The sequence below is a fragment of the Nonomuraea sp. NPDC048826 genome (genome assembly GCF_043198225.1).
Taxonomy (GTDB): Bacteria; Actinomycetota; Actinomycetes; order Streptosporangiales; family Streptosporangiaceae; genus Nonomuraea.
On sequence record NZ_JBICUQ010000008.1, the window covers coordinates 280770 to 293199 of the forward strand.

At 73.5% G+C, this 12430-nt stretch carries 15 protein-coding genes; 6 read left to right on the forward strand and 9 right to left on the reverse strand.

The genetic code is table 11. The annotated features are described in order from the left end of the window. Positions 1–20: 20 nt before the first annotated feature. Entirely contained in the window at positions 21–365 is a 345-nt protein-coding gene (locus ACGFI7_RS28950; protein WP_393409940.1) for a hypothetical protein, read from the reverse strand. 82 nt (positions 366–447) lie between these two features. Here ACGFI7_RS28950 and ACGFI7_RS28955 point away from each other — a divergent pair, with 82 nt between their 5' ends. Further along, on the forward strand, positions 448–1041 hold the full coding sequence (locus tag ACGFI7_RS28955) for an alpha/beta family hydrolase (protein ID WP_393409942.1): 594 nt from the start codon (positions 448–450) through the stop codon (positions 1039–1041). Positions 1042–1071: 30 nt separating this feature from the next. Here the strand turns inward: ACGFI7_RS28955 and ACGFI7_RS28960 are convergent, their stop codons facing one another. Together ACGFI7_RS28960 and ACGFI7_RS28965 are read right to left on the reverse strand one after the other, a co-directional pair. Then, a complete protein-coding gene (locus ACGFI7_RS28960) occupies positions 1072–1269 on the reverse strand; it encodes a DUF5999 family protein (protein ID WP_393409944.1) in 198 nt (65 codons plus the stop codon). Between the two features lie 202 nt (positions 1270–1471). Continuing rightward, positions 1472–2032, reverse strand: a complete 561-nt coding sequence (locus ACGFI7_RS28965) for a TetR/AcrR family transcriptional regulator C-terminal domain-containing protein (RefSeq protein WP_393409946.1) — start codon at positions 2030–2032, stop codon at positions 1472–1474. A 124-nt stretch (positions 2033–2156) separates the two neighbouring features. On the opposite strand from ACGFI7_RS28965, the gene ACGFI7_RS28970 reads away from it, so the two are divergent. Then, entirely contained in the window at positions 2157–2555 is a 399-nt protein-coding gene (locus tag ACGFI7_RS28970) for a hypothetical protein (RefSeq protein ID WP_393409948.1), read from the forward strand. Between the two features lie 234 nt (positions 2556–2789). Here the strand turns inward: ACGFI7_RS28970 and ACGFI7_RS28975 are convergent, their stop codons facing one another. The 3 genes from ACGFI7_RS28975 to ACGFI7_RS28985 all read right to left on the reverse strand — a co-directional run bounded on the left by ACGFI7_RS28975 (position 2790) and on the right by ACGFI7_RS28985 (position 5770). Continuing rightward, the gene (locus ACGFI7_RS28975) at positions 2790–4106 is read right to left on the reverse strand and encodes an RNA polymerase sigma factor (RefSeq protein WP_393409950.1); all 1317 of its coding nucleotides are present in this window, start codon (positions 4104–4106) and stop codon (positions 2790–2792) included. Between the two features lie 180 nt (positions 4107–4286). Continuing rightward, positions 4287–4580, reverse strand: a complete 294-nt coding sequence (locus tag ACGFI7_RS28980; protein WP_393409952.1) for a hypothetical protein — start codon at positions 4578–4580, stop codon at positions 4287–4289. A 44-nt stretch (positions 4581–4624) separates the two neighbouring features. Continuing rightward, positions 4625–5770 (reverse strand): AMP-binding protein, encoded by a 1146-nt coding sequence (locus ACGFI7_RS28985; RefSeq protein ID WP_393409954.1) that lies wholly within the window; start codon positions 5768–5770, stop codon positions 4625–4627. A 13-nt stretch (positions 5771–5783) separates the two neighbouring features. Between ACGFI7_RS28985 and ACGFI7_RS28990 the strand changes: the two genes are divergently transcribed. Then, the gene (locus ACGFI7_RS28990; protein ID WP_393409955.1) at positions 5784–6746 is read left to right on the forward strand and encodes an o-succinylbenzoate synthase; all 963 of its coding nucleotides are present in this window, start codon (positions 5784–5786) and stop codon (positions 6744–6746) included. Then, complete coding sequence (menD, locus tag ACGFI7_RS28995) at positions 6743–8401, forward strand: 2-succinyl-5-enolpyruvyl-6-hydroxy-3-cyclohexene-1-carboxylic-acid synthase (protein ID WP_393409957.1); 1659 nt, start codon at positions 6743–6745, stop codon at positions 8399–8401. The genes ACGFI7_RS28990 and menD overlap by 4 nt, the downstream gene beginning before the upstream one ends. A gap of 28 nt (positions 8402–8429) precedes the next feature. Here the strand turns inward: menD and ACGFI7_RS29000 are convergent, their stop codons facing one another. Then, a complete protein-coding gene (locus tag ACGFI7_RS29000; protein WP_393409959.1) occupies positions 8430–8762 on the reverse strand; it encodes an STAS domain-containing protein in 333 nt (110 codons plus the stop codon). Between the two features lie 262 nt (positions 8763–9024). Next, positions 9025–9765 (reverse strand): GntR family transcriptional regulator, encoded by a 741-nt coding sequence (locus tag ACGFI7_RS29005; protein ID WP_393409961.1) that lies wholly within the window; start codon positions 9763–9765, stop codon positions 9025–9027. 103 nt (positions 9766–9868) lie between these two features. Between ACGFI7_RS29005 and ACGFI7_RS29010 the strand changes: the two genes are divergently transcribed. Continuing rightward, on the forward strand, positions 9869–10672 hold the full coding sequence (locus tag ACGFI7_RS29010) for an inositol monophosphatase family protein (protein ID WP_393409963.1): 804 nt from the start codon (positions 9869–9871) through the stop codon (positions 10670–10672). A 7-nt stretch (positions 10673–10679) separates the two neighbouring features. Here the strand turns inward: ACGFI7_RS29010 and ACGFI7_RS29015 are convergent, their stop codons facing one another. Further along, positions 10680–11372 (reverse strand): HAD family hydrolase, encoded by a 693-nt coding sequence (locus ACGFI7_RS29015; RefSeq protein WP_393409965.1) that lies wholly within the window; start codon positions 11370–11372, stop codon positions 10680–10682. A gap of 163 nt (positions 11373–11535) precedes the next feature. Here ACGFI7_RS29015 and ACGFI7_RS29020 point away from each other — a divergent pair, with 163 nt between their 5' ends. Next, positions 11536–12351 carry an HpcH/HpaI aldolase/citrate lyase family protein gene (locus tag ACGFI7_RS29020; protein WP_393409967.1) on the forward strand — a complete coding sequence of 272 codons (816 nt, stop codon included), beginning with the start codon at positions 11536–11538 and terminating at the stop codon, positions 12349–12351. Positions 12352–12430 lie beyond the last annotated feature (79 nt).

The window sequence follows — 12430 nt, forward strand, 5'->3', positions numbered from 1 at the left end:
TAAGCGGGGCCTGCGGGGGGTCAGGGGCGGCGCATGAGGGTGACGGCGGCGGCTATGTTGATCAGGACGATGGACACCCAGGCGATGATCAGCCCGGGGGCGCCGGCCTGGCTGGCGATGGCCGTCAGCGGGACGCCGATGCCCATGGAGCCCAGTGCGATCGGCACCATGGAGCGCGGGTTCTCGTTCTTGCGCTTGGATTCCTTGCCGCGCTGCCTGAGCTCCGCCTCGACGCGGGCCGCGATCGTGGCGTCGAGCCGGTCGGCGAGTGAGTCGACCAGGGCGAGTTCGTAGTCGGGGCCGAGATCACGGCGGGCGTCGATGGTCGCCCGCAGTTCGTCGCGGACATCCCTCTCCTGATGCATAAGGGACATCCTGCCCTGTCCCGGACGCGCCGTCATCAGACCTGGGAGCCATGTTGGACTCCTCCCCAGGTACGGTGCTGCCATGGAGATCATGACCCCTCGGGGTGCGGCGCGGGTGGACGTCGACGAGGGGGAGAACGCCCGGCTGCTGCTGGTGCTGACACACGGGTCGGCCGGCGGAGTGGACGCGCCCGACCTGCTGGCGGTGCGCGAGGCGGCTCTCGGCGTGGGGGCGGCCGTGGCCAGGGTGACGCAGGCGTTCCGGGTCGCGGGGGCACGGGCGCCGGGGTCGCCCGAGCGGCAGGACGAGGCGTGGCTGACCGTGCTGGGCGAGCTGCGCGCGCGGTGGCCCGGCCTGCCGCTGGTGCAGGGCGGCCGGAGCAACGGGGCGCGGGTGGCCTGCCGCACCGCGCGGGCGGCCGGGGCCACGGCCGTGGTGGCGCTGGCGTTCCCGTTGCATCCGCCCGGCAAGCCGGAACGTTCCAGGGCGGACGAGTTGCGCGGCGCCGGAGTCGACGTGCTGGTGGTGAGCGGCGACAGGGACCCGTTCGGGATTCCCGACGCGGCGGACGCGACGCGGCTGGTGGTGCTCCCCGGAGAGGGGCACGATCTGAAGAAGCAGCCCGTCAAGGTGGGCGAGGTGGTCGCCGACTGGCTGACCCGATATCTCGGGTAACCGGCCGGCGGTCGCTCGATTGTCGGTGGCTCAGGCAGCCCCGACCAGCGGGTCGGGACGGTGCGGGGCGATGGCGGTGCCGCCGGGCAAGAGCTCACCGGTGTCCTCGAACAGGACGACGCCGTTGCACAGCAGGCTCCACCCCTGCTCGGGGTGGCAGGCCAGGGTGCGGGCGGCTTCGCGGTCAGGCGCGTCCGCAGACGGACAGACCGGTTCGTGCGGGCACATCGGCGTGCCTCCGATATCTCGTGGATGGCTCCCGATCAAGGGGTCGGGAGCGGCTCGGGTTTTCTTTCCAGCAAGTGTGCGATGTGCGTCACACGTTCCGACATAGCCCGTTCGGACTGTTCGGGGAGGATGCCCCCGGGACGTGTGACCTCCGACACAGCGTGCCTTATGCAGGATAACCGGGCCAAGCGCGACACGCACACTACGTTTCGAGCCCTCGGAGCAAAGCTTCGAGCCCGCGTTCGAAGTCGGCGTCGGCCCGCCGGTCGCGCCGCACCCACTCGTCCACCTCCGGATCGGCCCAGCCCGAGCGCTGGACCTCGACGGCGACGCTGCCGAACACGAAGGCCCGGAGCGTGCGGACCGCCTCCTCCGCGTCGGGCAGGCCGCCGTCGGCGAGTTGCTCGATCTGCTCGCCGATGGCCAGGGCGGTGGCGCCCTTGGGCGGCTTGGTGAGCGCCAGCGCCAGCACGCCGGGGTGCTCGCGCAGCAGCTCGCGACCGGCCCTGCACCACGCCCGCGCGGTGTCCTGCCAGGTCGCGGCCTGCTCCACGCGGATGGCGGTGACATGCTCGGCCAGGGCGTCCATCAGCGCCTCCTTGCCGCGCGGCAGGTGGTGGTAGATGGCCATGGCCTCGACCTCCAGCGCGTCGCCGAGCCGGCGCATGGTGAGCCTGCGCAGCCCTTGGGTGTCGGCGATGTGCAGGGCGGCCTCGATGATCCGCTCGCGGGAGAGGGGGACGGGCGGTCGCTTGGCGGGCATGGTGATCATCTTACTATGTAAAGGGGGTCGCGCGAGAGCGCCGCGCCGGACCGGTTACGGGGCGGCGGCGCGGAGCGCGTACCCTGTTCGCTGATAAGAACGGACAGCGTGAAGGGCAGAGTCGATGGCGTTTTTCCGTCCGCGGGTGAGCCGCGAGGCCGAGGTCCGCTACCACGCGGATGTGGAGATCTCCAAGAGCTACCCCCAGCTCCTCGACCGGGCCAGGGAGGCCGAGCAGGTGGTGCGTGACCTGCGCGCCGGCGCGGCCGACGAGATCGAGCTGCTGGCCGCGGGCCGGGCGTTCGACAAGGCGCTGACCGACGCGCTGCGGGCGGCCGAGGCGGGGCAGCGGGCGGCGTTCGGGGTGAAGTCCTACGACGACCGCATCGCCCGGCGCAAGGCCAAGGCGACGCCCAAGGGCGCCATGTGGACGGCCGAGGTCGACCGGCTGCGCACGCTCCGCGAGGAGAACCGGATGTGGGGCATCCCGCGCGTCCCCCGTCCCGTCCCCTCCGCCAGATAATCCCTCCGCAGGAGGAGGCCTCACGTCACTCTGGCGCGCCGGGCGACCCCGCTCGGGATGATGTCGGCTCTCGTGATGGCTCCGGGTCGCGTGGTCGTCCCACGCAGACGAGCCCCGGCGCAGGCCGGGGCTCGTCGCGTTCGCCGGGTGGCCGGCCCGGAGGGGTCAGCCGGTCGGCGCGGTCCGCACGGCCGGGCGGGGTTCAGCCCGGCCGGGCCGACCGGGGGGCCGGGGTCAGCTCGCCCAGTCGAGCAGGGGGCGGGTGTTGCTCGGGTGGCGCAGCTTGGACAGCGACTCCTTCTCCAGCTGGCGGATCCGCTCCCGGGTGAGCCCGAGGTGCTTGCCGATCTCGTCCAGCGTGTGCGGCTTGCCGTCGATCAGGCCGAACCGCAGCGCCATGATCTTCGCCTCGCGCGGCGACAGGTTCTGCAGCACGCCGCGCAACTGGTCGCCGAGGAGCTGCCGGTCGACGATCTCCGACGCCTCCGGAGAGTCGACGTCCTCGATCAGGTCGCCGATCGTGGTCTCGCCGTCCTCGCCGATCGTCGCGTTGAGCGAGATCGGCTGGCGGCTCGTCCGCATCAGCTCCTCGATCTGGTCGGGAGTCTTGTCGAGTTCCTTCGCCAGCTCCTCCGGCGTGGGCTCGCGGCCCATCCGCTGGTGCATCTCGCGCTCGACGCGCGACAGCTTGGAGAGCATCTCCAGCACGTGCACCGGCAGCCGGATGGTGCGGGCCGAGTCGGCGAAACCGCGCTGGATCGCCTGGCGGATCCACCACATGGCGTAGGTGGAGAACTTGAAGCCCTTGGTGTAGTCGAACTTCTCCACGGCCCTGATCAGGCCCAGGTTGCCCTCCTGGACGACGTCCAGCAGCGACATGCCGCGGTCGGTGTACTTCTTGGCCACCGAGACCACCAGCCGGAGGTTGGCCTCCAGCATGTGGTCCTTGGCCGCCCTGCCGTCCTCGGCCACCAGGCGCAGCTCCTCGCGCTGCTCCAGGTCCAGCTCCGGCTCGCTCTCCAGCTTGTACTCGGCGTACAGACCGGCCTCGATCCGGCGGGCCAGCTCGACCTCCTCGGCGGCGGTGAGCAGGGTGCGGCGGCCGATGGACTTCAGGTAGGTGTGGACCGAGTCGCCCATGACGGACGCGGTGTCGTCCAGGTCGAACGTCTCGTTCTCCAGCTCGGCGTCGTCCGGCTGCAGCGCGACGTCGTCCGGAACGTCCTCCCGGTCCGCGTCGATCTCGGCCTTTGCCTCAGGGGCCTTGGAGTCGGTAGTCTTTGAGCGCGAAGTCTTCCTGGTGGAGCGCTTCGTGGCAGGCTTGTTCACGGGCTTCCTGGCAGCCTTCTTCTGGGCGGTGGGCTCGTTGTCGGCGGCCAGGTTCACCCCCGACTCGGTGAGCTCGCGCAGGATCGAACGGCCCTCGGCCGGGTTGATGCCGGCCTGGGCGAAAGCGTCGCGCAGCTCCGCGAGGGAGAGGCGGCCCTGGGCTCGCCCTCGGTCAATCAGTTGCTCGAGGGTGGCTGATGGGGCCACGGCGGTTCGGGGCATGAGGACACCTCCTCCATACGGAGTGGAAGCGAAGACGTAGGCGGGTGTGCGGTGGCGCGGCCCCGGCTCCGGCCGCTGTACTCACCAGTATCAATAACGCCTCACACCGAGATTTGTTCCCTCGGCGCGAAAAAGGGCGGCCGCCCGGCCGGCGGCGCGCCCTTGCGGGGGTCGGTGGCGCTACTCGCCGATCTCGAACTCCCCGACCTCTGGCATGGGCATGGGCTGGGCGTCCTCCAGCCGCTCGTCGCTCCAGTAGCGGAGCACGTCCTCCGGATCGGGGTTGACGTCGGTGGACACCACGATGTCGGGCCGCACGGAGGGGGACGGGCCGACCTGCTCGACGACGGCCCGGGTCGACTGCTTGACCTGGTCGAGCCTGCCCGCCGAGGCGGCCGCCGCGACCCAGACGCCACCGGCGACGACGACGCCGACCACGGCCGCGGATGCCCACGTCTTGCGGGACTGGTTCATGAAGGCTCCCTCCTTCTCCCCACTATGACGTATCCGCGCATCCATCAGGTTCCGGACTTCAGCCGCACCAGATCGGGTTTCCCGTTGGGCAGCAGCGGAAGCCGGGAAAGCAGGCGCAGGTCGCGCGGCGCGGCGTACGGCGGCAACCGGTCGGCGCAGTAGGCGCGCACCTGCGCGAGTGTGGGCGGATTCACAGGGTCGGCGGGCACCACGGCGGCCACCACGGCCTCGCCCCACTCCGGGTCGGGCAGGCCGACCACGGCCACGTCGGCGATCGCGGGATGCCGGCTCAGCACCGCGGCCACGGCCCCCGCCACCACCTTCTCGCCGCCGGTGTTGATGACGTCGTCGGCCCGGCCCAGCACGCGCAGCTGGCCGCCGGACAGCTCGCCCAGGTCGGAGGTCACGAACCAGCCGCCGTCGAACGGGGCGGCCCCGCCGGATCGGTAGCCGGAGAACAGCACCGGCCCCGACACCCGGATGAGCCCGTCATCGCCGATCTTGACGTCCACGTGGTCGAGCGGCCGGCCGTCGTACACGCACCCGCCGCACGTCTCGCTCATGCCGTACGTGGTCACGACCGAGGCGCCGAGCTCGCGGGCCTCGTCGAGCAGGCCGGGACGGGGCGCCGCGCCGCCGAGCAGGATGGTGCGGAACCCGGACAGGTCGGCGCCCAGCTCGACCAGCCGGTGCAGCTGCGTCGGCACCATCGACACGTGGTCGGCGCCCGAGTCGAGCACGGCCCGCGGGTCGAAGCGCTCGTGCAGGATCGGCTCGGTCTCGGCGAGCATGGCGCGTACCAGGACCTGCAGCCCCGACACGTGCGAGACGGGCAGGCAGCACAGCCAGCGCTCGCCCTTGACCGCCCCCAGCCGCCGCAGCGAGGACGCCGCCGAGGCGCGCAGCGCCGTCGCGGACAGCATCACGCCCTTGGGCGTGCCCGTGCTGCCGCTGGTCGCGATGACCACCGCCACGTCAGGCGGCACCCCCTGCCCGCCGTCGCGCGGCTCCCCGTCGACGTGGGTGGGCCGCAGCGCGGCGACGGCGGAGCCGTCCTGTCCCGGCGTGAGCGGCAGCACCGCGGGGCCCTCGCCCGACAGCGCGGCCCGGATCGCCGCGAACAGCTCGGGCCCGGCCGGGCGCACCACCGCGTGCAGCGGCCGGTCCGGATGCGACGGGTTCCTCCACATGCTCGTAAGGTTAATGGCGTCAGAACGGTCAGTGGCGGCAGGGAGGGTCGTGACGCGTTCCCCCGTGGTGTTCCGGATTCCGATGCGCACCAAGTTCCGCGGACAGACCGTCAGGGAAGGGGTCCTCGTGCGAGGGCCCGCCGGATGGGGCGAGTTCTCGCCGTTCCCCGAGTACGGGCCGCGCGAGTGCGCCCGCTGGCTGGCCTGCGCGCGCGAGGCCGCCTTCGAGGGCTGGCCGGAGCCGGTGCGCGACACGGTCCCGGTCAACGCCACCGTGCCCGCCGTCGGGCCCGAGCAGGCGCACGCGCTGGTGCGCCGCTCCGGCTGCGGCACGGCCAAGGTCAAGGTGGCCGAGCCCGGCCAGAGCTTCGCCGACGACCTGGCCAGGGTGGAGGCGGTGCGCGACGCGCTCGGCCCGTCCGGCAGGCTGCGCGTCGACGTCAACGGCGCCTGGGAGGTGTCCGAGGCGGTGCGCCGGCTCAAGGAGCTCGACCGGTTCGACCTGGAGTACGCCGAGCAGCCGTGCGCCACCCTCGACGAGCTCGCCGCCGTCCGGCGGGCGTGCGACGTGCCGATCGCGGCCGACGAGTCCATCCGCCGCGCCGAGGACCCGCTGCGGGTCAGGGCGGCGGAGGCGGCCGACATCGCCGTGGTGAAGGTCCAGCCGCTGGGCGGGGTGCGCGACGCGCTGCGCGTGGTCGAGGCGTGCGGGCTGCCGGCTGTGGTGTCCAGCGCGGTGGAGACGTCCGTGGGGCTGGCCGCCGGCCTGGCGCTGGCCGCCGCCCTGCCCGAACTGCCGTACGCGTGCGGGCTCGGCACGATGGCCCTGCTGGACGGCGACGTGGTGGCCGACTCACTGGTCCCCCAGGGCGGTGAGCTGGCCGTGCGCCGTCCGGACGTGGACCCCGGGCGGCTGTCGGCATTCGAGATCGATTCCCCGTCGTGGCTGCGGCGGATGCAGGAGGCGTCACTGTGAACCCCGCTACCGCGCTGGCCACGGTCCTGGTCGACGAGCTGGTGCGCTGCGGCCTCACCGACGTCGTGATCGCGCCGGGCTCCCGTTCGGCGCCGCTGGCGCTGGCCGTGCACGCCGAGTCGAGGCTGCGCCTGCACGTCCGCGTCGACGAGCGGTCGGCGTCGTTCCTGGCGCTCGGGCTGGCCAAGCGCACCGGCCGTCCGGTGGCCGTGATCTGCTCGTCCGGCACGGCCGCGGCCAACTTCCACCCCGCGGTGATCGAGGCCGGCGAGTCCGGCGTGCCGCTGCTCGTGCTGACCGCCGACCGGCCGCCCGAGCTGCGCGGCACCGGCGCCAACCAGACCATCGACCAGCTCAAGCTGTACGGGACGGCGACGCGCTGGTTCGCCGAGGTGGGCGTGCCGGAGGACCGACCCGGCCAGGTGGCCTACTGGCGGTCGCTGGCCGGTCGCGCCTACCAGCGCGCGCTCTCGCCTGACGACCCCGGCCCGGTGCACCTCAACCTGCCGTTCCGCGAGCCGCTGCTGCCCGACGGCGACACCTCCTGGTGCGAGCCGCTCGGCGGCGACGTGAACGGCCCGTGGACGCGGGTCCGCGTCGCGCCGCCCCCGGTCGCCCTGCACCTCCCGCCGACCAGGCGCGGGGTGCTCGTCGTCGGCGACGGCGCGCCCAACGTGCGCCGGTACGTGGCCGCGGCGGGCATGGCCGGCTGGCCGGTGCTTTCGGAGCCGCAGGGCGGCGGCCGCTACGGCGACCACGCCGTCTCCACCTACCACTTCCTGCTCGGCATGCCGGAGTTCGCCGACGCCCACCCGCCGGAGGTGGTGGTCACCCTGGGGCGGCCGGGCCTGTCGCGGCCGCTGCTGTCGTGGCTGAGGCGCGCCCAGGAGCACATCGTGGTCGCGCCCGACCTGCACCGCTGGCCCGACCCGACCCGCTCGGCGACCCAGGTGGCCCAGGCGGTGGAGATCCCGGTGGCCTCCGGCGACGACGACTGGCTGCACGCCTGGCGGCGGGCCGACCAGGCGGCCAGGGCGGCGGTCGACGAGGTGCTCGACACCTCCGGGCTGAGCGAGCCCCGGCTGGCCCGCGACCTGGTCGAGACGCTGCCGAACGGAGCGCTGCTGTTCTGCGGCTCCTCGATGCCGATCCGCGACCTCGACCAGGCGATGCGGCCGCGGCGCGGCATCAGGCTGATGGCCAGCCGCGGCGCGTCGGGCATCGACGGGCTGGTGTCGACGGCGATGGGCGCGGCGCTCGGCCACAACGGGCCCTCCTACGCGCTCATCGGCGACCTGTCGTTCCTGCACGACCAGAACGGCCTGGTGCTCGGCCCCCGGGAGCCGCGCCCCGACCTGTGCCTGGTGGTGGTCAACAACGACGGGGGCGGCATCTTCTCGATGTTGCCGCAGGCGGCCGTGCGTGACCCGTTCGAGCGGGTCTTCGGCACCCCGCACGGCGTGGACCTCGGCTACCTCACGGCCGCGACCCGCACCCCGTACACCCTCGTGGAGGACGTCTCCGACCTGCCGAAGGCGATGCGGGGGGAGGGGCCGCGGGTGGTGGAGGTGCGCACAGACCGCGAGGCCAACGCGCTGGTCCACGGGAGGATGAAGGACGCCGCGCAGGAGGCCGTGCGCGCCGCGCTGGCCTGATCGGGCGGGCGCGGGTCAGGGGCGCGGGTCAGGTCTGCTCGCGGGCCGGGGTGTGGAGATACTCGTCCAGGCCGGTGATGCGCATGAGCCGGGCCGTCATGGGCGGCACCCGGGTCAGCTTCAGCCGGGCCTCGCGCTGCCGGGCGCGCTGGTGGACCGCGACGAGCGCGCCCAGGCCCGCCGCGTCGATGAAGGTCAGCGCGCCCAGCTCCAGCACGATCTCCCCGGGACGGGCGGCCCCGTCCATCAGCTGGAACAGGTGAGCACGCAGCAGCTCTCTGGAGGCGATGTCCAGCTCACCGGCCACCGCGACGGTCACGACGCCCTCGCGCACGCTCGTCGTCAGGTGGAACGCATCCATGGGACCCCCGCCGGTATCCGTCGTCGATGGACGCGCGGATGCCGGGGGTCCAGCCGTCCTCGCCCGCCGGGCCAGCCGGTGTGCGGACCGGTGTGCCGTGGGGCAGGACGGCGCATGAGCATCGCCGCGCGTTGTCAGGCTGGAGTGTAGCGGCGGTATGCCGCATTTTGCCGGATGAACCTGCATTCCTATGCAAACCGGCATGGCTCCCGGTTCCATTCCGCGCCGGTCAGCGCTCGATCAGCGCTCGATCAGCGCTCGATCAGCGCTCGATCAGCGTGACCTCGAGCGAGTAATGGGAGGCCCGGTAGACGTGGGAGCCGTGCTCGACGGCCCGGCCCTGGTCGTCGTAGGTGGTGCGGACCATGGTCAGCAGCGGCGCGCCGCGCCGCTCCTCCAGCAGCTTGGCCTCCGTCTGGCTGGCCGCCCGCGCGCCGATCCGCTGGTTGGCCACCCGCATCCGCACGCCCGCCCCGCGCAGCAGCTCGTACAGGCCGCGGCTCTCCAGACCGGCCGCGGTCAGCGGGGCCAATCCCAGCGGGAGCCAGTTGTGCAGCAGCGCCAGCGGCTCACCGGCGGCGAACCTGACCCGCTCCAGGTAGAGCACCTCGGTGCCCGGCTCGACGCCGAGGATCCCGGCGATCGCCTCGTCGACCGGCCGTGGCTCCAGCCGCAGCACCTGGGTGGCCGGCTCCTGGCCGGAGCGGCGCAGGTCGTCGTAGAGGCTGGTCAGCTCCACCGACCGCTTGACCTGGCCGTGCACCACCTGGGTGCCGACGCCGCGTTTGCGTACCAGCAGGCCCTTGTCCACGAGATACTGGATCGCCTGCCGGATCGTGGGCCGCGACAGGCCGAGTTTGTCGGCCAGCAGGATCTCGTTGTCGAGCCGGGATCCGGGGGCCAGGTCGCCCCGCCTGATGGCCTCGGCGATCTGCTCGGCCACCTGGAAATAGAGCGGCACGGGGCTGGATCGGTCCAGGTCGATCGCCAGATTCGCGGTCATGCTGATCAGATTAGCCCAGGTAAGAATGTCCAGACAAATATCACTTCCAGCGTGTGGGGGTGGTGCGCCGCCGGGTGATCCGGTGCTGGCATGGTTGTCTGCGATGGACGTTTCTCTTGGGGGATCGATGGACGCGGCCGCACTGCTCGACACCGCCACCGAGGCCGCCAGGGCGGTGGGGCCGCGGCTGCGCGAGGCGTTCCGCTCGCGGCCGGCGGTGGCGCTCAAGCGCGACTTCCACGACCCGGTGACCGAGCACGACAAGGCGGCCGAGGAGACCATCCGGGCCGTGCTGGAGCGCCGCTTCCCCGGCAGCGCGGTCGTGGGGGAGGAGGGCGGCGAGACCGGCTCGGGCGAGCTGGTCTGGTACGTCGACCCCATCGACGGCACCGCCAACTTCGCGGCGGGGCTGCCGCTCTTCTGCGTGTCGATCGCCGCCGCGGTGGCGGGCGAGCTGGTCGCGGGCATCGTGTACGACCCCGTACGCGAGGAGGAGTTCACCGCCGGGCCCGGCGGGGCGCGGTGCGACGGCGAGCCGGTCCGCAGCGCGGGCGCGGCGCGCGACCGGGAGGCGATGCTGCTGTGCGGCTACCCGTCCCCGCGCGACCTGGAGGCGGACGGCGAGGAGGCGCTGCGCCGCTACGGGCGGCTGGTGGAGGCGTTCTCGGCCGTGCGCCGTCCCGGCAGCACCGCGCTCAACCTGGCGTACGTCGCGGCGGGCCGGGCGGACGCCGTCTACGGCCGCCGCTCCCAGCCGTGGGACGTGGCGGCGGGCGCCCTCCTGGTCCGGCAGGCGGGCGGCGTCTACCTGGGCGACCCGCTGGCCCCCGGCGACTACCTCGCGCACGTGGGCGGTTTCGACCTGGCCTCGTCCGCCCTGGCCGGGATGGACGTCCGCAGGCAGTAGCCCGGCGTCACCGCCGGGTGCCCACCAGGGCGGGGAGCTCGGCCAGGGTCGTGATGCGAGGGAAGCCCTCCGGCGCGGGGGAGACGCCCAGCCGGTCCAGCCAGACCGAGCGCATGCCCGCCGCCGCCGGGCCCGTCACGTCCTTGGCGATGTCGTCGCCGACCAGCAGCACCTCCCCGGGCGGCAGCCCGAGCGCGGCCGCGGCCGCCGTGTAGCAGGCCGCGACCGGCTTGAAGCAGCCGCCCAGCACCTCGCCCGTCAGCACCGGGCCGACCAGCCCGTCCAGGCCGATGGCGCGGACCTTCTCCTCCTGGATCTCCTGGCTGCCGTTCGTCAGCACCCCGAGGCGGAACCCGCCCAGCGCGGCCAGCGCCCCCGCCGCGTCAGGGAAGGCCGTCCAGCCCCGCCGGTAGTGGCCGGTGAACCCGGCGAAGGCCGCGTCGAGGTCGGCGGGCGTCTCGATCGCCAGCTCCGCGCAGAGCGCCCGGATCCGGCGGCGCCGCTGCTCCTGCCACGTGCACTCGCCGGCGTGCCACGCCGCGAGATGCGGCTCCTCCAGGGCCGCCCAGAGCGCGGCCACCTCGCCGAGCCGGGGGTGTCCGGGGGCCCGCTCCGCGACCCAGGCGCCGATCGCCGCGTCGGCCGCGGCCCGGTGGTCGAGGAGGGTGCCGTCCAGGTCGAACAGGATGCCGTTGATCACGGGTCCATCCTGTCAGCGTTTCCACCGGTGGTCGCAACGCGAATCCGCCACCGCGGCGAGATGGATCGACTTAGGACATTTTTCTTATAAGTTGCATAACCATGACCAACCTCGCGGACCTGCGGGTCACCGACGGAGCCCGCCCGCCGAGCGGGGTGAGCGTGTGAGGATTCCCGTCACCTGGCTGTACGTGCCGGGCGACCGGCCCGAGCGGTTCGCCAAGGCGGCCGCGTCCGGCGCCGACGTGGTCATCATCGATCTGGAGGACGCGGTCGCGCCCGCCCACAAGGACGAGGCCAGCGCGAACGCCGCGGGTTACCTGCGTTCCCGCCCGGCGGGCGGGCCGCCCGTGCACGTGCGGGTCAACGACCCGGCCACGCAGCGCGGGCTGGACGACCTCGCCGAGCTGGCCGGTCAGGCGGACGCGGTACGGGTGCCCAAGGTGGAGTCGGCCACCTCGCTGGACCTGGTGGAGCGGCTCGGCGCGCGGGCGTACGCGCTGCTGGAGTCGGCGGCCGGCATCCTGGAGGCGCGGGCGATCGCCGCGCATCCGTGCGTCGACGGCGTCGCGCTCGGCGAGCAGGACCTGGCCGCCGAGCTGGGCATCACGGGCGGGCCGGCGCTGGACCACCTGCGGCTGCGCGCGGTGCTGGCCGCCGCCGCGGCGGGGCTGCCGCCGGTGCCGATGTCGGTGTATCCCGACGTACGGGACGAGGCCGGGCTGGCCGCGTCCTGCGCGGACGGCCGGGCGCTGGGCATGTTCGGGCGTACGGCCATCCACCCGCGGCAGATCCCGGTGATCAGGGCCGCCTTTAGGCCGACGCCGCAGGAGGCGGCGAAGGCCGCGGAGATCGTGCGGGCGGCCGAGGCCACCGGGGCGGCCGCGTTCGCCCTGCCGGACGGCCGCTTCGTCGACGCCCCGGTCCTGGCCCGCGCCCGCCGCACCCTCATCCTCGAGGCCCAGCTCGCCGACCGCTGACGGTCCGGCCGGGTGTCGGCGGCCGGCAGGGGCCCTGCTCGCCGACCGCTGACGGTCCTGCTGGGTGTCGGCGGCCGGC